Origin of the sequence: Curtobacterium sp. 9128, assembly GCF_900086645.1 — a bacterium.
GTDB lineage: Bacteria > Actinomycetota > Actinomycetes > Actinomycetales > Microbacteriaceae > Curtobacterium.
Genome location: NZ_LT576451.1, coordinates 782,414 through 802,914, shown reverse-complemented (window position 1 = coordinate 802,914; position 20,501 = coordinate 782,414). Strand labels below are relative to the sequence as shown.

General features: G+C 72.4%; 20 protein-coding genes. 8 read left to right on the top strand and 12 right to left on the bottom strand.

What is annotated here, in order from left to right; genetic code table 11:
* The first annotated feature begins 26 nt into the window (after positions 1–26).
* The 6 genes from QK288_RS04090 (at position 27) to QK288_RS04065 (ending at position 5,433) form a co-directional block, all read left to right on the top strand.
* Positions 27–575: a hypothetical protein gene (locus QK288_RS04090; protein ID WP_281266533.1), complete on the top strand. Its 549-nt coding sequence runs from the start codon at positions 27–29 to the stop codon at positions 573–575.
* The gene (locus QK288_RS04085) at positions 565–1,188 is read left to right on the top strand and encodes a class I SAM-dependent methyltransferase (RefSeq protein ID WP_281266532.1); all 624 of its coding nucleotides are present in this window, start codon (positions 565–567) and stop codon (positions 1,186–1,188) included. Before QK288_RS04090 ends, QK288_RS04085 begins: the two co-directional genes overlap by 11 nt.
* A gap of 72 nt (positions 1,189–1,260) precedes the next feature.
* On the top strand, positions 1,261–2,061 hold the full coding sequence (locus QK288_RS04080) for an HAD-IIB family hydrolase (RefSeq protein ID WP_281266531.1): 801 nt from the start codon (positions 1,261–1,263) through the stop codon (positions 2,059–2,061).
* Positions 2,058–3,272 (top strand): hypothetical protein, encoded by a 1,215-nt coding sequence (locus QK288_RS04075; protein WP_281266530.1) that lies wholly within the window; start codon positions 2,058–2,060, stop codon positions 3,270–3,272. Before QK288_RS04080 ends, QK288_RS04075 begins: the two co-directional genes overlap by 4 nt.
* 68 nt (positions 3,273–3,340) lie before the next feature.
* Positions 3,341–4,360 (top strand): Gfo/Idh/MocA family oxidoreductase, encoded by a 1,020-nt coding sequence (locus tag QK288_RS04070; RefSeq protein ID WP_281266529.1) that lies wholly within the window; start codon positions 3,341–3,343, stop codon positions 4,358–4,360.
* Positions 4,357–5,433 (top strand): Gfo/Idh/MocA family oxidoreductase, encoded by a 1,077-nt coding sequence (locus QK288_RS04065; RefSeq protein ID WP_281266528.1) that lies wholly within the window; start codon positions 4,357–4,359, stop codon positions 5,431–5,433. Before QK288_RS04070 ends, QK288_RS04065 begins: the two co-directional genes overlap by 4 nt.
* On the opposite strand, the gene QK288_RS04060 is transcribed toward QK288_RS04065, so the two are convergent.
* The 6 genes from QK288_RS04060 to QK288_RS04035 form a co-directional block, all read right to left on the bottom strand.
* Positions 5,405–6,478, bottom strand: a complete 1,074-nt coding sequence (locus tag QK288_RS04060; RefSeq protein ID WP_281266527.1) for an ABC transporter permease — start codon at positions 6,476–6,478, stop codon at positions 5,405–5,407. The two genes, QK288_RS04065 and QK288_RS04060, sit on opposite strands and share 29 nt — an antisense overlap.
* Positions 6,475–7,356 (bottom strand): ATP-binding cassette domain-containing protein, encoded by an 882-nt coding sequence (locus QK288_RS04055; RefSeq protein WP_281266526.1) that lies wholly within the window; start codon positions 7,354–7,356, stop codon positions 6,475–6,477. Before QK288_RS04055 ends, QK288_RS04060 begins: the two co-directional genes overlap by 4 nt.
* 153 nt (positions 7,357–7,509) lie before the next feature.
* Positions 7,510–8,181: a response regulator transcription factor gene (locus QK288_RS04050; protein ID WP_281266525.1), complete on the bottom strand. Its 672-nt coding sequence runs from the start codon at positions 8,179–8,181 to the stop codon at positions 7,510–7,512.
* Positions 8,163–9,464 carry a sensor histidine kinase gene (locus QK288_RS04045; protein ID WP_281266524.1) on the bottom strand — a complete coding sequence of 434 codons (1,302 nt, stop codon included), beginning with the start codon at positions 9,462–9,464 and terminating at the stop codon, positions 8,163–8,165. Before QK288_RS04045 ends, QK288_RS04050 begins: the two co-directional genes overlap by 19 nt.
* A 414-nt stretch (positions 9,465–9,878) precedes the next feature.
* The gene (locus QK288_RS04040; protein ID WP_281266523.1) at positions 9,879–11,369 is read right to left on the bottom strand and encodes a hypothetical protein; all 1,491 of its coding nucleotides are present in this window, start codon (positions 11,367–11,369) and stop codon (positions 9,879–9,881) included.
* Entirely contained in the window at positions 11,366–11,995 is a 630-nt protein-coding gene (locus QK288_RS04035) for an ATP-binding cassette domain-containing protein (RefSeq protein WP_281267654.1), read from the bottom strand. The genes QK288_RS04040 and QK288_RS04035 overlap by 4 nt, the downstream gene beginning before the upstream one ends.
* Before the next feature lie 334 nt (positions 11,996–12,329).
* Between QK288_RS04035 and QK288_RS04030 the strand changes: the two genes are divergently transcribed.
* On the top strand, positions 12,330–12,893 hold the full coding sequence (locus QK288_RS04030) for a dihydrofolate reductase family protein (RefSeq protein ID WP_281266522.1): 564 nt from the start codon (positions 12,330–12,332) through the stop codon (positions 12,891–12,893).
* Positions 12,894–12,915: 22 nt separating this feature from the next.
* Here the strand turns inward: QK288_RS04030 and QK288_RS04025 are convergent, their stop codons facing one another.
* On the bottom strand, positions 12,916–13,263 hold the full coding sequence (locus tag QK288_RS04025; protein ID WP_281266521.1) for a DoxX family protein: 348 nt from the start codon (positions 13,261–13,263) through the stop codon (positions 12,916–12,918).
* 92 nt (positions 13,264–13,355) lie between these two features.
* On the opposite strand from QK288_RS04025, the gene QK288_RS04020 reads away from it, so the two are divergent.
* The gene (locus tag QK288_RS04020) at positions 13,356–14,009 is read left to right on the top strand and encodes a TetR/AcrR family transcriptional regulator (RefSeq protein ID WP_281266520.1); all 654 of its coding nucleotides are present in this window, start codon (positions 13,356–13,358) and stop codon (positions 14,007–14,009) included.
* 7 nt (positions 14,010–14,016) lie between these two features.
* Here QK288_RS04020 and QK288_RS04015 read toward each other — a convergent pair whose 3' ends face one another.
* The 5 genes from QK288_RS04015 to QK288_RS03995 all read right to left on the bottom strand — a co-directional run bounded on the left by QK288_RS04015 (position 14,017) and on the right by QK288_RS03995 (position 20,447).
* Positions 14,017–15,975 (bottom strand): DUF6807 family protein, encoded by a 1,959-nt coding sequence (locus tag QK288_RS04015; RefSeq protein WP_281266519.1) that lies wholly within the window; start codon positions 15,973–15,975, stop codon positions 14,017–14,019.
* Entirely contained in the window at positions 15,972–16,880 is a 909-nt protein-coding gene (locus tag QK288_RS04010; protein ID WP_281266518.1) for a sugar phosphate isomerase/epimerase family protein, read from the bottom strand. Before QK288_RS04010 ends, QK288_RS04015 begins: the two co-directional genes overlap by 4 nt.
* Positions 16,877–18,097, bottom strand: a complete 1,221-nt coding sequence (locus QK288_RS04005; RefSeq protein ID WP_281266517.1) for a DUF993 family protein — start codon at positions 18,095–18,097, stop codon at positions 16,877–16,879. Before QK288_RS04005 ends, QK288_RS04010 begins: the two co-directional genes overlap by 4 nt.
* The gene (locus QK288_RS04000; RefSeq protein ID WP_281267653.1) at positions 18,094–19,269 is read right to left on the bottom strand and encodes a Gfo/Idh/MocA family oxidoreductase; all 1,176 of its coding nucleotides are present in this window, start codon (positions 19,267–19,269) and stop codon (positions 18,094–18,096) included. The genes QK288_RS04005 and QK288_RS04000 overlap by 4 nt, the downstream gene beginning before the upstream one ends.
* Before the next feature lie 125 nt (positions 19,270–19,394).
* Entirely contained in the window at positions 19,395–20,447 is a 1,053-nt protein-coding gene (locus QK288_RS03995; RefSeq protein ID WP_281266516.1) for a LacI family DNA-binding transcriptional regulator, read from the bottom strand.
* Positions 20,448–20,501 lie beyond the last annotated feature (54 nt).

The following is a 20,501-nucleotide window of genomic DNA, read 5'->3' as shown; positions in this document are numbered from 1 at the left end:
CCGTGGGGACGCCCTAGGGTCGGAACGTGACCGGCAGCGACGCGTACGCGATCTTCCTCAACGGCTCGTACGGCGTCGGGAAGACCGCGACGCTCGACCACGTCGGGGACCTCCTCGCAGCGGCCGGGCGCCCGTTCGCCCTGATGGACGTCGACTGGTTCCACCGATCGTGGCCGGTGGCGGACCACGACCCCGACAACACCGTGATCGAGGCGCAGAACATCGCCGCCGTGTGGGCGTCCTACCGCGCTGCCGGTCCGCGGCAGCTCGTCCTGAGCGGTGTGATCGCGAGCCGGACGGACCTCCACCGGTACGAGGACGCGGTCGGGATGCCGGTCCGGGCGATCCGGCTCGTCGCGGAGCCCCCGACCGTCGAGACCCGGTTGCGCCGACGGTACGACGCTGATCAGGACCACGCACTGTCCTGGCACCTCGAGCGGTACGCCGAGCTCCAGGAACGACAGGCTCGGGCAGACCTCGACGAGGTGGTGCTCGCGACGGACTGCACGACCCCGGCCGAGGTCGCTCGGGCGGTCGTCGCGCACTTCGACTCGACGGTGCACGATGTCGTCTGACGTGGAGGAGTCGTACGCGGGCAGGGCGGCCGAGTACATCGGGCGGCTCGGGTCGATGACGTCGGTGCATCCCGCCGACGAGCACCTCGTGACGACGTGGGCGCGCGGCGTCGACGGCCCGATCATCGACGCCGGGTGTGGCCCCGGACACTGGACCGCCCACCTCGCCGAGCGCGGCTGCGACGTGCGCGGGGTCGACCAGGTCCCCGGGTTCATCACGCACGCCCGGGCAGCACATCCGGGACCGATGTTCGGCGTCGGCAGCATCGACGCGCTTCCCGATGCCGAGGGCAGCCACGCCGGTGTGCTCGCCTGGTACTCGCTCATCCACCACGAACCGGCCACGATCCGCCGACCGCTCGGCGAGTTCGCCCGCGTCGTCCGCCCCGGCGGCGGGCTGCTCGTCGGGTTCTTCGTCGGCCAGCGGGTGGAGGCCTTCGACCACGCGGTCGTCACCGCCTACCGCTGGTCTCCCGAGGCCCTGTCGGCAGCACTGCGCTCCGCCGGGTTCGACGTGCTCGAGACCCACACGCGCACCGGGTCCGCGGATGGTCCACGGCCGCACGGGGCGATCGTCGCGCGGCGCCGGGACGACGCACCGTCGTTAACCTGACCGTCGCATGCGCATGGCATGGTGGGTCCGGGCGTCGCCGCCCGCAGCCCAGCCAGCCGCGAGCGGAGACCGATGCCAGTACCCGACCTGATGGTCGTCACCGACCTCGACGGTACGTTCCTCGACCACCACGACTACTCGTTCGCGGCGGCGCTCCCCATGCTCGATCGTCTGCGATCCGACGGCGTCCCGGTGGTGTTCTGCAGCAGCAAGACGACGGCCGAGATCGCGGCACTGCAGGAGCGCACCGGGCTGACCGGCGAGGCGTTCGTCGCGGAGAACGGCGCGGTCGTCGTCGGCCGTGGCGGAACCGTCCTCGCCGGACCGGCGGACGGCAGCCTCGGGCGGCTGCAGGACGTGCTCGACGATCTGCGCGACGCACTCGACCTGCACTTCGCGACGTTCTCGTCCGTCTCCGACGAGATCGTCGCGACGTGGACCGGGCTCGATGTCGTCGCCGCGTCCGCAGCGCGTCGACGTGCGGCGTCCGAGGTCCTGCTCTGGCGCACCGAGGACGACGACCGCGCCGACGACTTCCGCGCTGGGCTCGCAGCGTCGGGCCTCGACCTGGTGCGCGGTGGCCGGTTCTGGCACGTCCTGCCGACCGGGTTCGGCAAGGGCGCTGCGGTGCGGATGCTCCTCGCCGACCACGAGCGCCGGACCGGCCGGACGCCGTGCACGATCGGCCTCGGCGACGGCCCGAACGACACCGACCTGCTCGATGCCGTCGACCTCGCCGTCGTCGTCCGTGGCCACGGCCCGGCGCCGGGACCGTTCGTCGACGACCGACGCGAACGCGTGTACCGAACGACCGCCCCCGGCCCGCACGGCTGGGCCGAGGGCCTGACCCACTTCCTGAGGAGCGACCGATGAGCGACTTCCACCAGAACGGCGTCATCACGACGTTCCACGACCTCAGCCGCCGCAGCACCGCGAGCATCGAGGACGACCTGCGCGGGTTCGCCGAGAAGCGCCCGATGAGCCTGATCCTGCCGGCACTGTACTCGGAGCTCGAACGGCCCGCGCTGACCCGCATCGTCGACGAGCTCGCCGAGGCCGACTGGCTCAGCGAGATCGTGATCGGGCTCGACCGCGCCGACCGGTCGCAGTTCGAGCACGCCCGTGAGTTCTTCGCGCGTCTGCCGCAGCGCCACCGGATCCTGTGGAACGACGGCCCGCGCCTCAGGGCACTCGACGCCGACCTCGACGCAGCAGGACTGGCACCGGGTGAACCCGGCAAGGGCCGCAACGTCTGGTACTGCACCGGGTACGCGTTGGCGTCCGAGCGGGCCGAGTGCATCGCGCTGCACGACAGCGACATCACCACGTACGAGCGGGGCATGCTCGCTCGGATGCTCTACCCGCTCGCGAACCCGGCGTTCGACTACGAGTTCTCGAAGGGCTACTACGCCCGCGTCGCCGACGGCCGGATCAACGGCAGGGTCGGCCGCCTGCTCGTCGGTCCGCTGCTCCGGTCGCTCCGCCAGGTCTACGGGGAGTCCGGGTACCTGGAGTACCTCAGCAGCTTCCGCTACCCGCTGTCCGGCGAGTTCGCGATGCGCGCGCACGTCCTGAACGGGCTGAAGATCCCGGGCGACTGGGGCCTGGAGATCGGGATGCTGTCCGAGGTGTACCGCGACTACGCCACCCGCCAGGTCTGCCAGGTGGAGATCGCCGACGCGTACGATCACAAGCACCAGCCCCTCGCCGAGGCCGACGGCACCGGCGGGCTGGCGCGCATGGGGAACGACATCGTGCAGTCGCTGTTCCGGAAGCTCGCGACGATGGGCGTCCCGCTCACCTCGGACTCGTTCCGGGTCCTCAAGGCGACGTACTACCGGAACGCACTCGACATCGTGGAGATCTACCGGCACGAAGCCCAGATGAACGGGCTCGGGTTCGACCAGCACGCGGAGGAAGCGGCGGTCGAGCTCTTCACGAAGGCGATCCTCGACGCCGGCGGGGCCTTCACCGCCCGCCCGAACGACCGGGCGTTCATCCCGAGCTGGAGCCGCGTGCGCTCTGCGGTCCCCGACGTCCTGGACCGGCTGAGCGCCGCGGTCGAGGCGGACCAGCAGGACTGAGCACCGGCTGGATAGGCTGACGGCGACCGGCGTCACCGTCGAACCGGCCGGCAGTCAAGGAGTTCGAGATGCCCGCGACCCCGCTCCGCATCGGCCTCGTCGGGGCCGGTGGGATCGCGCACGCCCACATGCCCGGGTTGCTGCGGCTCGGGTCCGTGACCGTGTACGCGAAGGACGGTGCGCCGGAGTTCGCAGCTGCGTGGGCATCGGCAGCGGCCGCAGCCGGATCGTCCGTCACGGTCGTGGACTCGCTCGACGCCCTGCTCGAAGCGGTCGACGTGGTGGACGTGGTCACCCCGACGTTCGCCCACGCCGAGGTGGTCCGAGCGGCCCTCGCGGCGGGCAAGGACGTCGTCTCGGAGAAGCCCCTGGCGCGGACCGACGCCGACGCGTCGGACCTGGTGCAGTGCGCACGGGACGCGGGCCGGCGGCTCTTCCCGGCCCACGTGGTGCGCTTCTTCCCTGCGTACGTGCGCCTGCAGGAGGCCGTGACCACGGGCCTCCTGGGCGACCTGGCGGTCTTGCGGTTCGTCCGCTCCGGCGCCTTCCCGATCCGCACCCCGTGGTTCGCGGACCGTGCCCTGTCCGGCGGGATCGTGATGGACCAGATGATCCACGACCTCGACATCGCGCGCTGGGTGGCCGGCGAGGTGACGACGGTGTCGGCGGTCGGTGTGCGCTCCGGGACCGACGCCGAGCCGGTCGAGGCGGCGCACGTCCTGCTGACCCACGCGTCGGGGGCGATCAGCCACGTGGCGGGGATCTGGGGACCGCAGCACCTGCCGTTCACGACGGAGTACTCGGTGACCGGCACGCTCGGCAGCCTGTCGCACCGATCGCGCGACGAGGTCGACTACGTCGCGGACCTGGCGGTGCCGGAGGCCGTCGACGGGTTCCTGCCTGAGGTCGATCCGGCCGACGATCCGTACGGGCTGGAGCTCGCGGAGTTCTTCGGGGCCGTGCTGGATCCGGCGAAGCCCGAGCCCCGCGTCACGGCGGCGGACGGAGCAGCAGCGGTCCGCATCGCGAACGCCGCGCTCGAGTCGATCGAGACCGGGCAGCCCGTGACGCTGGGAGGTGGCGCGTGACCATCAGGATCGGCGTGATGTCGTTCGCGCACACGCACGCGATCGGGTACCTCAGCGCCCTGCAGGCGATGGACGGCGTCGAGGTCAGGGGCTCGGATCCGGACGGCATGAGCATCGGGCCGTCCGTCGGTGCGCTGCGCGGCCGCGACCTCGCCGAGGCGCTCGGGGTCGCCTACGCCGACACCCACGACGAGCTGCTGGCGTGGCAGCCGGACGCCGTCGTCGTCACGAGCGAGAACGCGCGGCACCGCGAGCTCGTCGAACTCGCCGCAGCGGCCGGCGCGCACGTGCTGTGCGAGAAGCCGCTCGCCACGTCGTGGGAGGACGGCCTCGCCATCCGGGACGCCGTCGAACGCGCCGGGGTGCTGCTCATGGTGGCGTTCCCGGTGCGGTTCTCGTCGGCGTTCGCGAAGCTCCGTGCAGCGCACGACGCCGGTGCGCTCGGGCAGCTGTTCGCGATCCGTGGGACGAACAACGGCATGCTGCCACGCACCCGCGACTGGTTCACCGACCCGGCGCTGTCCGGTGGCGGCGCGATCGTCGACCACGTCGTGCACATCGCCGACATGCTCGAGGGGCTCATGGGTGCAGCGCCGGAGACCGTCACGGCCGTGGCGAACCGCACGCTGCACGCCGGGCGGGCGCGGGCCGAGACCGCCGGGCTCGTGACGATCACCTACGACAACGGGGTGATCGCCGCGATCGACTGCTCGTGGAGCAAGGCGGACACGTCCGCGGTGTGGGGCGGGCTGACGCTCGACGTCGCGGGAACCGGCGGGACCGTGTCGCTCGACTTCTTCGGCCCCGCCGCTCGGGGGATCGCCGCGGAGACGGGCTTGCCGATCGAGGCCAGGTACGGCGCCGACCTCGACGAGGCGATGCTCGCCACCTTCGTCGACGCCGTCCGGACAGGGGTGCAGCCCCAGCCCGACGTGCGGGTGGGGCTGCGGACGCTGTCGATCGTGCTGGCAGCACAGGAGTCCGTGCGGACCGGGCGGACGGTGGCGGTCGACTCCGTGACCGCCACCGCCGGCCCGGACGACGTCAGCGCTGCAGCGCCTCCGTCAGCTTGACCCGTCCACCGGTGCGGAGCAGGGCGTTCTCGTAGACCCGGGCACCGATCACCACGACGAGCGCGGCGGAGGCGATGACCACGAGGAGCGACACGATCGGCTCCCACCACTCGGCGGTCCCGAGGAAGATCCGCATCGGCATCCCGATCGGGGCGCTGAACGGCACGTAGGACATGATCCCGAGCACGGTGGGGTTGTCCGCGGCGAAGATGATCAGGAAGTACGGGATCATCACGAGCATCATCACCGGGGTGGTGACGCTGCCGACGTCCTCCTGTCGGGACACGAGTGCCGCCGACGCCGCGAACAGCGCCGCGATGAGCACGAACCCGAACGCGAAGAACACGACGAACCAGAGCATGCTCGGCCCGAGCAGCGTGAACAGGTTGTCCTGCCCGGTCACGGCGAGCGTCACCGCCGCTGCGATCGCGATCGCCACGATCTGTCCGAGGGCCATGACGCTGTTCCCGATCACCTTGCCCGCGAGCAGGGCCCTGGCCGGGATCGCCGCCATCAGGATCTCGACCACGCGGGTCGCCTTCTCCTCGACGACGCTCTGCGCGATCGACTGCCCGAACGTGACCGCCGCGGCGAAGAACACGATGCCGAACGCGATCCCGACGAGGGAGATGAGCCCCGGCGCCATCGCGTCCGGGTCGAGCAGCTCCACCTTCGGCGAGACGCTGAGCGCCTGGACGACGTCGGTCGGCGCGCTGTCGAGGCCGACGACACCGAACCCGATCGGGCCGGACTCCGGCACGATCGCGGCGTCGACGTCACCGCTCCGGACGAGTCGCTCGGCCGCGGCACGGTCGTCGACCCGGGTGACGTCGAGCCCCCCGGTCGACGGCAGGCTGACACCGTCCACGACCGCGACGGGCGTGGTGCTGTCACCGCTCGACTTGCCGACGATGCCGCCGACCACGATCGACGCGACGACCATCAGGAGCAGGATCAGCGCCGAGACGACGAAGGCCTTGCTGCGGAGCCGTGCCTGGATCTCACGGATGGAGACGAGACGGACCGCCTGACCGAACGAGTTCATCGGACGACCTCCCGGAAGACCTCGCTGAGCCGGGCGACCCGGGGCCCGAACGACCCCACCGTCCCCGTGGTGACCGCCCGCTGCAGGACGCGCTGCGCCACGGGCTCGGACGCCTCGAAGACCGCGTAGCCGCCGTCGAACTCGCGGACGTGCACGTCCGGCTCCTCGCGGAGCCAGGCGACGTCCCCGTCGACCAGCAGCTCCCACGCCGCCGGACCTGCCGCACGGCGGAGTTCCTCCTGCGGGCCCGCAGCACGGATCCGGCCGTCGGCGATGACCACGACGTCGTCGCAGAGCCGCTCGACCACGTCGAGCTGGTGGCTGGAGAACAGGACGGGGGCCCCGTCGGCCGCGGCCTCGCGCAGGACGCCGAGCACGGTGTCGACGGCCATCGGGTCGAGGCCGGAGAACGGCTCGTCGAGCACGAGCACCTCCGGCCGGTGGGCGAGCGCCGCGGCGACCTGCACGCGCTGCTGGTTGCCGAGGGAGAGCTTCTCGACCGGGTCGTCGGCGTGCTGCGTCAGTTCGAGGCGCTCGAGCAGTTCGGCGGTGCGAGCGGCGGCCGCGCGACGGTCGACCCCGTGCAGCCGCGCCAGGTAGGTGACCTGCTCGGCGACGGGCATCTTCGGGTACAGGCCGCGTTCTTCGGGCATGTAGCCGAAGCGGCGGCGGTCGGCGGGCCCGATGGCCTGGCCGTCGATCGACACCGATCCGCTGTCGGCGTCGAGCACGCCGAGCATGATGCGCATGGTGGTGGTCTTGCCGGCGCCGTTGCCGCCGACGAACCCGGTGAGCCGACCCCGGCCGACCGTGAACGCCACGTCGTCGAGCACCAGGCGGTCTCCGAAGTGCTTCGTCACTCCCTCGACACTGAGCATCGTGTCCCCTCTCGTGCGGTGGTGGATCCACCGCACCACCGACGCTACGCAAGGACCCGCGGACCGCACCTCCCACGCCGGACGGGTTCCGAGCCTCCGTCCCGAGACGGAGGGGGGGACCTACCCGCCGGACCGGGCGGGGCGGGACGGGAGCTACCCGCCGGACCGGGCCACCCCGTGCTCGTACGCCCAGACCACCGCCTGCACGCGGTCCCGGAGCTGCAGCTTCTGCAGCACGTTCGACACGTGCGTCTTCACGGTCGCCTCCCCCACGTACAGTCGCTCCGCGATCTCACCGTTGCTCATGCCCTGCGCGAGCAGCCGCAGGACCTCGGCCTCGCGCTCGGTGAGTCCGGGGACGGCGCCGTCCGAGACCCCGGCCGGTGCGGATCCCGTCGCGCGGCTGATCACCCGACGGGTGACGTCCGGGGCCAGCAGCGCGTCGCCGGACGCGACCGTCAGCACCGCGTCGATGAGCTTCTCCGGCGAGGCGTTCTTCAGCAGGAACCCGCTCGCTCCCGCGTCCAACGCGGCGAACAGGGTGTCGTCGTTGTCGAAGGTGGTCAGGATCAGGACGGCGGGCGGATCGTCCAGCGCCGTGATGCGCCGCGCCGCTTCGAGCCCGTCCACGCCAGGCATCTGCACGTCGAGGCAGACCACGTCCGGCCGGAGCATGGTGACGGCGTCGACCGCCGTGGCTCCGTCGGCCGCCTCGCCCACGACCGTGATGCCCGGCTCCGACTCGAGGATGACCCGGAAGCCGGCGCGCACCAGGTCCTGGTCATCGGCCAGCACCACCCGCACGGTCACGTCGTCGGCAGCCATGCGCGCACCAGGTACCCTCCCCGGGCGCGTGGCCCGATCTCGATGCGACCGCCGACGGCGGCGACCCGCTCACGCATCCCGACGTGGCCGAGTCCGCCCCGCCCGGTGCCGTCCGCCTCGGCCCTCGCCGCCGGACTGGAGGCTCGACTCCCGATCCCGGTGTCCGTCACCTCGATCTCCACCGCGTCCGGCAGGTACCGGAGTCGCAGGTCCGCGTGTGCGTCCGGTCCGGCGTGCTTCAGGACGTTGGTCACGGCCTCTTGCGCGATGCGGAAGGCGACGACGGCGACCGTCGGCGGCACCGCGCGCTCGTCGCCGACCACCGTGTACTGCGTGGGGTGTCCTGCAGTCCTGGCCGACTCGGCGAGTTCACCGAGCCGGGCCATCCCCTCGGTGCTGGGGGCATCGGGGACGGTGTCCCGGTCGACGCGGTCCGTCTCCCGCAGGGTGCCGAGCATCTTCCGGAGTTCCTCCACCGCGGTCCGCGCGCTGTCCTCGACGACGCCGAGCGACGTCGCCGCCTGGTCCGGGTCGCGGTCGAGCACCCGTCGGGCAGCGCCCGCCTGGACACCCATGAGCGAGACGTGGTGGGCCACGACGTCGTGCAGTTCCCGCGCGATCCGGACGCGTTCGAGCGTGACGGCCTGTGCCGCGGTCCGCTCGCGCTCGACCGCGAGCTCGGCGGTGCGTTCGGCGAGCTCGTGCTTCGCGACCGCCGACGCCCATGCACGGTTGCCGGAGTACCAGGCGGCGCCGAAGTAGACGAGGTTGATGATGATCGACATCAGCGAGTTCGCGATGAACGGCGAGACCGGTCCGTCGCCCGTCTTCGGCAGGGCGCTCGGCACCGACCAGCTGAACGACAGGGCGATGAACAGCCAGGCGAACATGCCGACGATGACGATCCAGCGCACCACCTCGGCGCGGACACGGTCGGAACACCACGCCCCCACCGTGTACAGCGCGATGAAGAGCGTGAAGTTGTTGAAGAACAGCTCGGGCACGTGCAGGATCTGCATCGCCGCGAACGTCGCCGCCACGACCACCGCGACGGTCATCGGGAAGCGGCGGCGGAACGCGAGGGGTCCGGCGTTCGCCACGACGAGCAGGACGGACAGCCACCACGGTGCGAGCTCGTCGTAGAAGCCGGTCGAGCCGTAGAGGATCGTCGAGATGCCCATCGCGACGGCGAGCACCGCCGCGAGGATCGTGTCCTGCCGGTACTCCGCACGACCGACGGGCAGCCGCGACCATTCGCTCGTCGTCGCCCCCGTTGCGTCCATGCCGTCAACGCTAGCGGCCCGGGTGCGCTCCAGGGGGTCGCGGCGGAGGGGGTCGATTCGCGCGTAGGAGGTCGAATCGCGCGTAGGAGGTCGGTTTTTCCGACCTCCTACGCGCGATCCCGCTTTCCATTGCGGGCGTTGTGGGTGCTCTGGGCGGTCGCGCAGCAGGACGGGAGGCACGGTGCGGGCTGGCACCGCGCCTCCCGTCCGTCGGGGTGACCGTCCACCGCACGGTCGTTGCGTCCGCAACGTGCGACAGCTGCGCTGTCGTACGACAGCGACTTCGTCGCTACCCAGCGCGCGCAACGGTTGCACGCGCGCGGTGACGACATCGTCGTTGTCGTACGACAGCGACTTCGTCGTTCCGAGTCGGCACGTGGAGCGGAGCGACCCGACGCGCTCGTTCCGGCGACGCTAGTGCTCCGTGCGGCGCGACCACCGGACCAGCAGGAACAACCCGAGCACGACGGCCACGGCCACGAACCCGCCGATCCCCGCCGCTCCGGCCGACACGGCCACACCGGCGAGCACCGCCAGGGCCGGGGCGTCCATCGCCCAGAGGACCCGGATGACCGGCATCGGGTCGCCGACCGCGGAGGGCGCCGGCGTCATCAGGAAGAGCGGCGCAGGCCCGCGGAGGGCGTTGCTGAGATGTGCCGCGACCACGACGATCGGCAGCGCGATGCCTCCCCAGACGAGCACGGGCACCGATGCCGGCGCGACGACGGCACCGAGCGCGATCGCTGTCCCGCCGGTCAGGAGCAGCGTCGCTCCGGTCGGCACGATGCTGTGGAGGAGGAGCAGCCGCCCGTCACCGACGCCGTACAGCGGGAGGTCCGTCGTGACCTGCGCGGCGTGGTGCAGCCCGCGGCTGAACGCGCCGACGCCGGTGTACAGCAGGACCGCGGCGAGGGCTCCGAGGAGGAAGCCGCCAGCGGGTGCGACCGCTGCGAGCACCAGGAACGCTCCGGCCCCGGCGACCGTCACGACCCCGGTCGCGAGCCGTGCCGGCGTCCGGACCGCCCCGACCAGGTCGCGGACGACGAAGACCAGCCCGAGGCGTGCGCTGCGGCGCACCCCGTCGATCCGCCGCCCGACCGTCGGGAGCGCCTGGTAGGACTCGGCGACGGAGGTGAAGTCGAGGCTGACGGCGTGGGCGATCGCCACGTCCCAGTTCGCCGCCTGCGCCGTGAGCGTCGCGTCGTCGATCCGGTCGAGCAGCCACGGCACCGCCACGAGTCCGGCGACGGCGAGGACGAGCAGCACCACGTCGGCGGCGACGACCGGTCCGGCGCTGCTCACCCATGCCCATCGACCGAACGGTTCAGCGGACACGACCTGCACCGCCACCGCGAGGAGGAGCAGGACCACGGCGAGCGCCCCGGCGACGCGGGGGAACGACTCACCGATGAGCCAGCACACGACCGCGACCACGCCGACGAGCGCCCCGCGCAGCGCGAAGTCCAGCACGGCGGGCGCGGACACCAGCCCGAGCGAGCCGAGCGCGAGTCCGATGAACGCCGCGATCCCGCCGCCGACGACCACCGCGACGGCCGCCGCGGTGAGGACCCGCGATCGGAACACGGTCCGTCGGCGGAGATCGCTCCCGGTCAGCGCGTGGACGAGGAACGGCGGGGCGACCACCGGCCCACGGCTCCTGCCGATCAGGAGCGCCGCCGCCCAGATGCCGAGCACGACGGTCCCGGCGATCGTCCCTGCGGCCGACGACGCCAGCGCGGACGAGCTGGTCTCCGTGGTGATCCGCAGCCACACGGTCCGGCCGATCGGGGCCCCGACGATGAGCGCGGCGAGCACGAGCGTGTACGCGAGGTAGGCCCGGTCCCCCAGGTCCCGGACCTGACGGTCGCGCCACACGCCGGTGGCGGCAGCGAGGCGTGCGCTCACCGGTGGGCGCCCAGGTCGACGACGCGGTCGGCGAGCTGCTCGGTGAGGAGGTCGCTGTGCGTCGCGACGACGAGGGACGCGCCGGCGTCTCGCCGACGGCCGAGCACGGCGCTCACCATCTCGAGGCGTTCCTGGTCGAGTCGTTGTTCGGGCTCGTCGAGCAGGAGCACGTCGAACGGCCGCGCGAGCACGAGCGCCAGTCCGACCAGCTGTTGCTGCCCGGTCGACAGCTCGTGCGGGAACCGCCGCACCAGCGTGTCCAGTCCGAGCGCACCGAGTGTCTCCGTGGCCAGCGTCTCGGCGGTCTCGCGGTCGTCGAACCAGGTCGCGGCGACGAGTCGGACGTGGTCCTGGACGGTCAGGTCGCTCGCCATCGGTGGCAGTCCGATCATCGAGGCGACCCGGCGCCGGAAGGCCGGGTCACGACGGGAGATCCGCGCCCCCGCGATGGTGGCGGTCCCTGTGCTCGGCGACCGCATCCCGGCGAGCACGCGGAGCAGTGTCGACTTGCCGGCGCCGTTGTGTCCGCGCACGATGAGGGCCTGCCCCGCGTCGCACCGGACGGTCGTCGCGGGCAACAGGGTCACGTCGTCGGCCGCTACCACGAGGTCGTCCACGGAGATCATCACGGGCCCAGCCTGCCCTGTCGTCGTACCGCGACGCGAGCACGAGTCCTCGGTGAGCATCACTCCACCGTGGTCCGGGCCGCGTCCGACCGTTGCATCCGCGATGGTTGCGCCCGCAACGAGCGACAGGGTCGCTGTCGTACGACACCCGCGTTGTCGGTACCGAGCGCTCGCAACTGTTGTACGCGCGTGGCGGCGACAACGTCGATGTCGTGCGACATCGACACTGTCGTTCCGAGTCGCTCGCGCCGGACCACCCGCGCGCGCCGACCCGCGCCGCTCACGTTCGGGCTACGCTGCGAGCCACCGGGCAACGCCGACGAGGAGGTCGCGCATGCACAAGGTCACGTACTCGATGACGGCGTCCCTCGACGGGTTCACGATGGACACCGACGGACGCTTCGACTGGAGCGAACCGGACGACGAGGTCTTCCGGGTCTTCCTCGACCAGCTCCGCGGCGTCGACGTGCACCTCATGGGGCGGAAGCTCTACGAGACGATGCTGTTCTGGGAGACCGCGGACGACGTGCCAGGTCTGAGCGACGCCGAACGCGAGTGGACGACGATCTGGAAGGCGCTGCCGAAGGTGGTGTTCTCGCGCACCTTGACGTCGGTGGAGGGCAACGCACGCCTGGCGACGGACGGCATCGAGGAAGAGGTCGCCCGGCTGCGCACGGCCCCCGGCGACGGCGACATCGCGATCGGTGGCCCCGAGCTCGCAGCCCAGGTCGCCGGCCTCGACCTGATCGACGAGTACCAGCTCGTGGTCGCTCCGGTGCTCGTCGGCGGCGGGACGCCGTACTTCGCGCACGCCGGCGCGCACCGGCAGCTCGAACTCGTCGAGGCCCGCGTCTTCGAGGCCGGGTCGGTGTTCCTCCGCCACCGCGTCACGCGCTGAGCGGACGCGGCTCAGCCCGCGTTCAGAGCGCGAGCAGCAGGACCACCAGGGTCGCGACCGACAGCACGAGGAGTGCAGCTGCGCCCTGCAGGCCCTTGTCGTGCGCCCGCACGTGCGCGACGATCGCGCCGACGAAGTACACGATCGAGCCGATGGCGGCAGCGATGCCGAGCGCCGGGATCCACAGCCCCGCGACGAGGCCGATCGTGGCGAGGACCTCGAGCACCCCGAGCACGCGCATCTGCGACGGGGTCACGTGCACCGACGCCATGTTCGCTCGCATGGGCGCCGCGCCGACGAGCTTCATGACACCGGACCCGAGCATGGCGGCGGCGAGGACGAGGGACAGGATGACGGCTGCGATGTGCACGGGATGCTCCAGGTGATGAAACGGACAGTGGTGTCCGATTCAATCCGGACACCACTGTCCGTATTCCCGGATCGCCGTCGTACACTCCGATCGTGAGCGAGACCCCCGCGAGAGCACCTCGGAAGGACGCCCTCCGCAACCGAGCAGCGATCGTCGAGTCGGCGTGCACGGCCTTCGCGGAGCGGGGACTCGACGCCCCGCTCGAACCGATCGCCGCGGCCGCAGGAGTCGGCAACGCGACGCTCTACCGGCACTTCCCCGAGCGCGCTGCCCTGTGGGAGGAGGTCCTCCTGGCACCGTTGCAGGAGGTCCTCGACCTGGTGCACGAGTGCGACGCCCTGTCCGAGGGGGATCCGTGGAGCGGCTTCGCCACCTTCATCCGCCGGACCGCCGAGATCGAGGCGCGGCGCGAGGGCTTCAGCGACCTGATGACCACTCGGTTCACGGGCGCGCCGACGCTCCTCGCCATGCGTGCGGAGATCCAGACCGGCCTCGAGTCGCTGTTCCGTCGCGCGCAGGACTCCGGCTCGATCCGGCCCGACGCAGCGCTCGAGGACGTGGCCGTCCTGCAGCTCTCGATGTCGAGCACGATCGCGGCCTTCGGCGAGGTGGCCCCACAGCTCCACAGACGATGGGTCGACCTGCTCCTCGATGCCCTCCGAGCACCGGGAGCGGAACGAGAGCCACTCGGTGGGCCACCCCTCCGGCCGAACCACATCTGGCGTGCGGTGATGCGACGGCGGTGAGCTCCGGTCAAGCCAGGTGCCGGAGCAGCGCAGCGGCGGGACGACGCCCGTCGGCGACGACCCCACGGAGAGAGCGGACGAACGGGGCACCCGGCGAGACGGTGACGGGCTGCTCCCACGCGACCGCGGTACCGATGCCCGGGTAGTCGGTTGCCCGGACGAACCACGGGTCAGGCGCCGAAGACGTCAGCAGGATCGTCGCCGGCCCGGTCGCACCCGGGGTCCCGGCGAAGTCCGCCGCCCATCTGACCCACGGTGCCCGGGTGCCGAGCACGGCGTCCTCCCCGTCGGCGTCGGCCGCGGAGACCTCGATGCCGGAGCACGGCGGGAAGCGCCAGAACCACCCACCGTACCCGGCGCGCACCCGACCGTTCGCCCCGGGGCTGCCGAGCGTCACCGGCCGGTCCTCCACGGGTTCGAGCGACGTGGACAGCTCCAGCAGCCAGCAGTCATCGTCGAGCGGTCGGGACCGCATCGTGCGGACCTCGCGGAGCTGGTCGGCACCGTCGCGATCGACCCACGTCAGGGATGCCGTGATCGAGTCGGCGTCCCCCTCGAGGTCGTCCAACCGCTGCCGCCCGTGGTCGTCCTGGTCGACGTACCCGCGCCCGTGCACGTACGTCCCGCCGCCCCAGGTGTTCGTCCCGTCGACATCGGCGACGGTGAACCCCAGCCCGAGGTGCCAGTCGTGGTCAGCCGGTCGACGGGCGGTGAGCTCGACGCCGCCGAGTGTCCGGACAGGGTGCAGGAACGGGCGAGGGGACGAGGACGGCGTGGTCCCGGCGCCGTCCTGCAGCACGAGGAGCGGTCCTGCACCGGCGGTGGCCACCACGGCGTCCCGAGCGGCTGACGCCCACGGGGCGCCGGCATCGACGAAGGTCCCGTCGAGGTCCGCGGCCGCCCGGACCCAGCGCTCGACGTCCTGCACGACCGGGTGCGCGTCGTCGCCGGTCCCGACGACCTCGACGAAACGGGGTTCGATCCTGGTGGGCTCCGGTGCGGTGCGCATCGCCTCGACGACCCGCATGAACGCACCGGTCGAGTCGAGTGGCACCAGCAGCGGGACGCCGTCGGCGCGGTGGGCCAGGAGGTTCTCGAGCAGGTCGGTCCTCGTACCCGAGGTCACCGCGCCGTCCGGACCGACGACCTCGTCCGTCGTGTACCGGAAGGAGACGGTACCGCGGTCGCCGACGACCTCGACGACCGGTGCCGCATCCGCCGAGCCCGACGCCGCCAGGGTCAGGGCAGCGGAGACGGTCGGTTGCTCGGCGTCGAGCGAAGCGGGCACGATCCGGAGCGCCGTGGTGTCGTCCGCGTCGATCGCGTTCGCCCGGTAGGCATCGACGTCGACACGCTCCACGTCCTCGACACGCTGGACCCCGGCGATGCGGAGCGCCGTCGCCACAGCGTGGGCGAGCGGGTTCGTGACGACCCCGTCCACGACGTCGACGCCGTCGAGCGAGCGCCTGCCGGCCCAGGGCGAGCGCTTCCAGTACGCCGCGCGACGCACCCACGTCCCCATCGCCCGCACCTGCCGGACCGGACCGATGCCGAGCCGGTCGACATCGAGGTCGTCGAGCACGTGCGACCCGAGGCTCTGGAACCCCACCTGCACGACCCGGCCGGTCTCGCGCTGCACGGCGAGCAGGGTCTCGAAGTCCGCCATCCGGGCGAAGGGCGGCTTCTCGAGCAGGACGTCGGCACCGGCACGGAGCGCCTCGGCAGCGACGGTCGCGTGCACGGGGATGGGTACCGCGGCGATCACGACGTCCGGGACGCCGACACCCGCCAAGGCGTCGCCGAGTGACGGGAAGAGCGGAGCGCCGACGGGATCGACATCAACCACGAGCGGGTCGACCAGCGCGATCAACCGGACCGCGCCCGCCGCCTGCAACCGCCGCAGGTTTGCCAGGTGCACGGCTCCGAAGCCGCGCACCCCGACGAGCACGACCGACGCCCCGGTCATCGGCGAGCCACGGGAACGCACGCGTCGAACGCCGCGACCACCCGTTCGGCGACGACGTCGGCCGGCGTGTCCCAGACGTCCTGGTTGAACACCTCGACCTCGACGTCCCCGGTGTACCCGGCCGCGTCGACGGCCTCGGAGACCGGGCCGAAGTCGATGTGCCCGTCCCCCATCAGGCCGCGCGACAGCAGCGGGTCCGCGGCGATCGGCGTGACCCAGTCGCTCACCTGGTAGGACGCGATCCGGCGCTCCCTCCCGGCTCGCGCGACCGATCCGGGCAGAGCAGGGTCCCACCAGACGTGGAAGGTGTCCACCACGACGCCGACGACGGCCGGGTCGAACGGCGCGGCGAGGTCGAGGGCCTGCGCGAGCGTCGACACGACGGCCCGGTCGGCCGCGTACATCGGGTGGAGCGGCTCGATCGCGAGCTGCACGCCCGCTGCGGCCGCCGTCGGTTCGAGTTCGGCGAGCGCGTCGGCGACCCTGCCCCGCGCCCCGACCAGGTCCGTCGATCCCGACGGGAGTCCCCCGGCGACGAGCACCAGCACCGCTCGCGATCCCGGGGCTCCCGCAGCCACCAGTGCCGCCGTCTCCTCGATCGCCCGCCGGTTGTCGTCGATCGCCGCCCGTCGGACCGTGCCCTCGACGGGCGTGAAGAACCCGCCGCGGCAGTGCGACGACACCCGGAGCCCGGAGTCGGCGAGCATCCGCGCGGCCTCGTCGAGTCCGACCTCCTGCACCGGCTCACGCCACGTCCCGATCGCACCGATGCCGGCGGACCGCGTGGCGGCGATCGCCTCGGCGAGCGACGCGGACTTCACCGTCGCCTGGTTGAGCGACAAGCGCGGGTGCGCCCCGGCGCGCCCACCCACACGCGCCCCCGCGCGCCCCGCCACGCTGCTCACGCCACCACCGCGTTCCTGGAGCCGCCGCGCGGACCGGCACCGAGCCTCCCGGCCGTCCCGACCGGCACCCCCGCCGACGTGAGCAGGCCGTGCCAGCGCGACGCGGCGAGGTCCGGGTCCTCGAGCGCGCCGCAGGCGTTCGCGAGGCGGACGGTCTCGGACAGCTGCGGCAGACTGCGCGCCGCGTGCATGCCACCGACCATCGTGAAGGCGGGCTGGTGGCCGTTCAGCCAGGACAGGAAGGCGATCCCGGTCTTGTAGTGCCAGGTCGGCGCGGCGAAGACCTGCCGAGCGAGCGCCTCCGTCGGACCGAGGACGCTGCGGAACCCGTGCGCGTCGCCGCGGTCGAGCGCCTGCACCGCCGACGACGCGATCGGCGCGATCGCGGCGAACGCCCCGAGCAGCGCGTCGGAGTGCCGACCGGCCTGCTCGGACATCAGGTCGACGTAGTGGAAGTCGTCCCCCGTGAACATCCGGGCGCTCCCCGGGAGCCGCGAGCGGAGCGCGACCTCGGCGTCCCCGTCGAGCAGGCTCATCTTGATGCCGGCGACCCGTTCACCGGCATCCGCGATGATCCGGATGACGGTGTTCGTGGCTTCCGGTACTGACGCGGAACCGAAGTACCCCTCGAGCACCGGGTCGAACGCGGCGCCGAGCCAATGCAGGACCACCGGCTGCGTCGCAGCGGCGATCACCCGCTCGTACACGTGTCGGTAGTCGTCGGCCGTCCGGGCCGCGCGCGCCAGGTGCCGACTCGCCATCACGACGGCGACCGCACCGTGCTCCTCGGCGTGCCGGAGCTGCGCGACGTACGCGTCGACGATCTCGTCGAGGGTGGCACCCTCGGACGCGATGTCGTCGGTGTTCACGCCGACCGCGATGCGTCCGCCGACGGAACGGGCCTCTGCCGCACTGCGCCGGACGAGTTCCCGCATCGCGACCGGGTCGAGGCCCGCGTTGCGCTGCGCGGTGTCCATCGCGTCCGCCACGCCGAGCCCCCACGACCACAGGTGGTGCCGGAACGCGAGGGTCGCGTCCCAGTCGACGTCCGCTGCGGCACCGGGGGTGTTGTCGCCCGCGACGCGCGGGACGACGTGGGCCGCCGCGTAGACGACCCGGCTGGTGAGCGGTCCGCGCGGCTTCGTCCACATCGGGGCCTCGCGGAGCGGGACGCTGGCCGTGGTGCCGTCCGGCGCGAGGAGCGTCAGGTCCGTCATGCGGTCACCCGGGCGTCGTCGGCCTGGAGGCTCGGTGCGGCTCCGTCGCCGAGCCGCAGGTCCGGCAGGTCGATCCGTCGCCCCTCGCGGTTCGACCGCAGACCGGCTTCCGCCAGCGCCACCCCGCGCGCACCGGAGAGCAGGTCGTACGGGTGCGGCGCGTCCTCGACGACGTGGCGCACGAACTGCTCCCACTGGACCTTGAAGCCGTTCTCGAAGACCTCGTTGTCCGGGACCTCCTGCCAGCCGGCGCGGTAGTCGTTCTCGTCGCGGATGTCGGGGTTCCAGACCGGCTTCGGCGTGGTGCTCCGGTGCTGGACCCGGCAGCCGAAGAGCCCGGCGACGGCGCTGCCGTCGGTACCGTCGACCTGGAACTCGACGAGCTCGTCGCGGTCGACGCGCACCGTCCAGCTCGAGTTGATCTGCGCAGTGATCCCGCCGGCCAGGTCGAAGATGCCGTACGCCGCGTCGTCCGCGGTGGCCCGGTACCGGTGCCCGTGCTCGTCCACCCGCTCCGGGATGTGGGTGACCGCACGGGCGGAGACGGACTCGACCCGGCCGAACAGGTCCTCCATGACGTAGTTCCAGTGCGGGAACATGTCGACAACGATGCCACCGCCGTCCTCGGCGCGGTAGTTCCAGCTCGGGCGCTGCGCGGCCTGCCAGTCGCCCTCGAAGACCCAGTAGCCGAACTCCCCGCGGACACTGAGGACCCGTCCGAGGGCGCCGGACGCCAGCACCCGGCGGAGCTTCCGGAGCCCCGGGAGGAACAGCTTGTCGTGCACGACGCCGTTCTTGACCCCGGCGTCGCGGGCCGCGCGGGCGAGGTCGAGGGCGTCGTCGAGGGTCTCCGCGGTGGGCTTCTCGGTGTAGACCGCCTTGCCGGCGGCGATCGCGCGGCGGAGTGCGGGGACGCGGGCACTCGTCACGAGGAAGTCGGCGTAGACGTCCCAGCGCGGGTCGGACAGCGCGGCGTCGAGGTCGGTCGTCCAGTGCTCGATGCCGTGCCGGTGCGCGATCTCGGCGAGCTTCGGATCGGAGCGCCCGACGAGCAGCGGCTCGACCTGCACGCGGGAACCGTCGGACAGCAGCACGCCGCCCTGCTCCCGGATGGCGAGGATCGAGCGGACGAGGTGCTGCCGGTACCCCATCCGGCCGGAGACGCCGTTCATGATGATGCCGAGTGGTGGTCGTGACACGGAGTCCTCCGGTGATCGTCGGTGATCTCGCACGGATTCCGTGCGGAAAGCGCTTACCAAACGGTACACGGATGCATCCGCTCGGGGAAGCCCCGTCCTCAGCCGAGTCTGGTGCTCGCCCGGAGGACGACCTCGCCGGCGACCACCGCAGGCACGTCCTCGCCGAGGGCCGCCTGGACGGCGAACTCCCCGATCGTCTCGAGCGGCAGGTGCACGGTCGACAGCGCGGGGACCACGTCAGCCAGCGTGCCGACGTCGTCGAAGCCCGCGACCGCGATGTCCCGTCCCGGTTCGAGCCCGTGGTCGCGGATCGCGGCGAGCGCCCCGACCGCACTGACGTCGTTGACCGCGAAGACGCACCCGGGACGGACCCCGGCCTCGAGCAGCTGCGTCATCGCGGCGTGGCCACCGTCACGCGTGAACACCCCGGCGACCACCCGGTCGTCCGCCAGACGGATCCCCCGACCCGCGAGCCCGTCGACGAAGCCCGTCGCCCGTGCCCTGGCGGTGACGACGTCCGGCTCGCCGGCGAGCACCGCGAAGTCCCGGTGCCCCTCGTCGACGAGCGCCTCGGCGAGCGCAGCCGCTCCCGCGCGGTTCCCGATCACGAGCGGGATGACGGCGGTCGGCGACGCGGCACCCTCGTCCGACACCAGGGCGACGACCGAGGCGCCACCACCGCGCAGGAGCTCCACGCCCGCTCCGACCGCGCTGCTGGTCCTGCGACTCACAGCGAGGACGACCGCGCGCGGCCGGAGTCCCGCGACGCTCTGCAACACCGACGCCTCGCGCTCCGCGTCCCCCGCGGTGGAGGTGATCACGAGCACGAGGCCGGCCCGGTCGGCCGCCCGCATCGCCCCCGCGGCGATCTGTGCGAAGTACGGGTCCGTGATCTCACCCACGACGAGCGACACCACCGTCGTCGCCCCACGCGCGACGGCCTGCGCCTGCACGTTGGGCATGTACCGGAGCTCCCGCGCCGCCGCCTCCACCCGCTCGACGTACTCGGGACGCACGCGGCGGGTGCTGCCGTTGAGCGCTCGGGACGCCGTCGCGAGCGAGACGCCGGCCGCACGGGCGACGTCCTCCAGGGTCGCACTGCTGCGCTCGACCACCTCGACGCTCCGTCCCGGCCGCGCGTTCGCGGACACGGTCACAGCATGCCAGGCGTTGCCGTCCACACCGGCCCCGGCAGGCCACCGGCA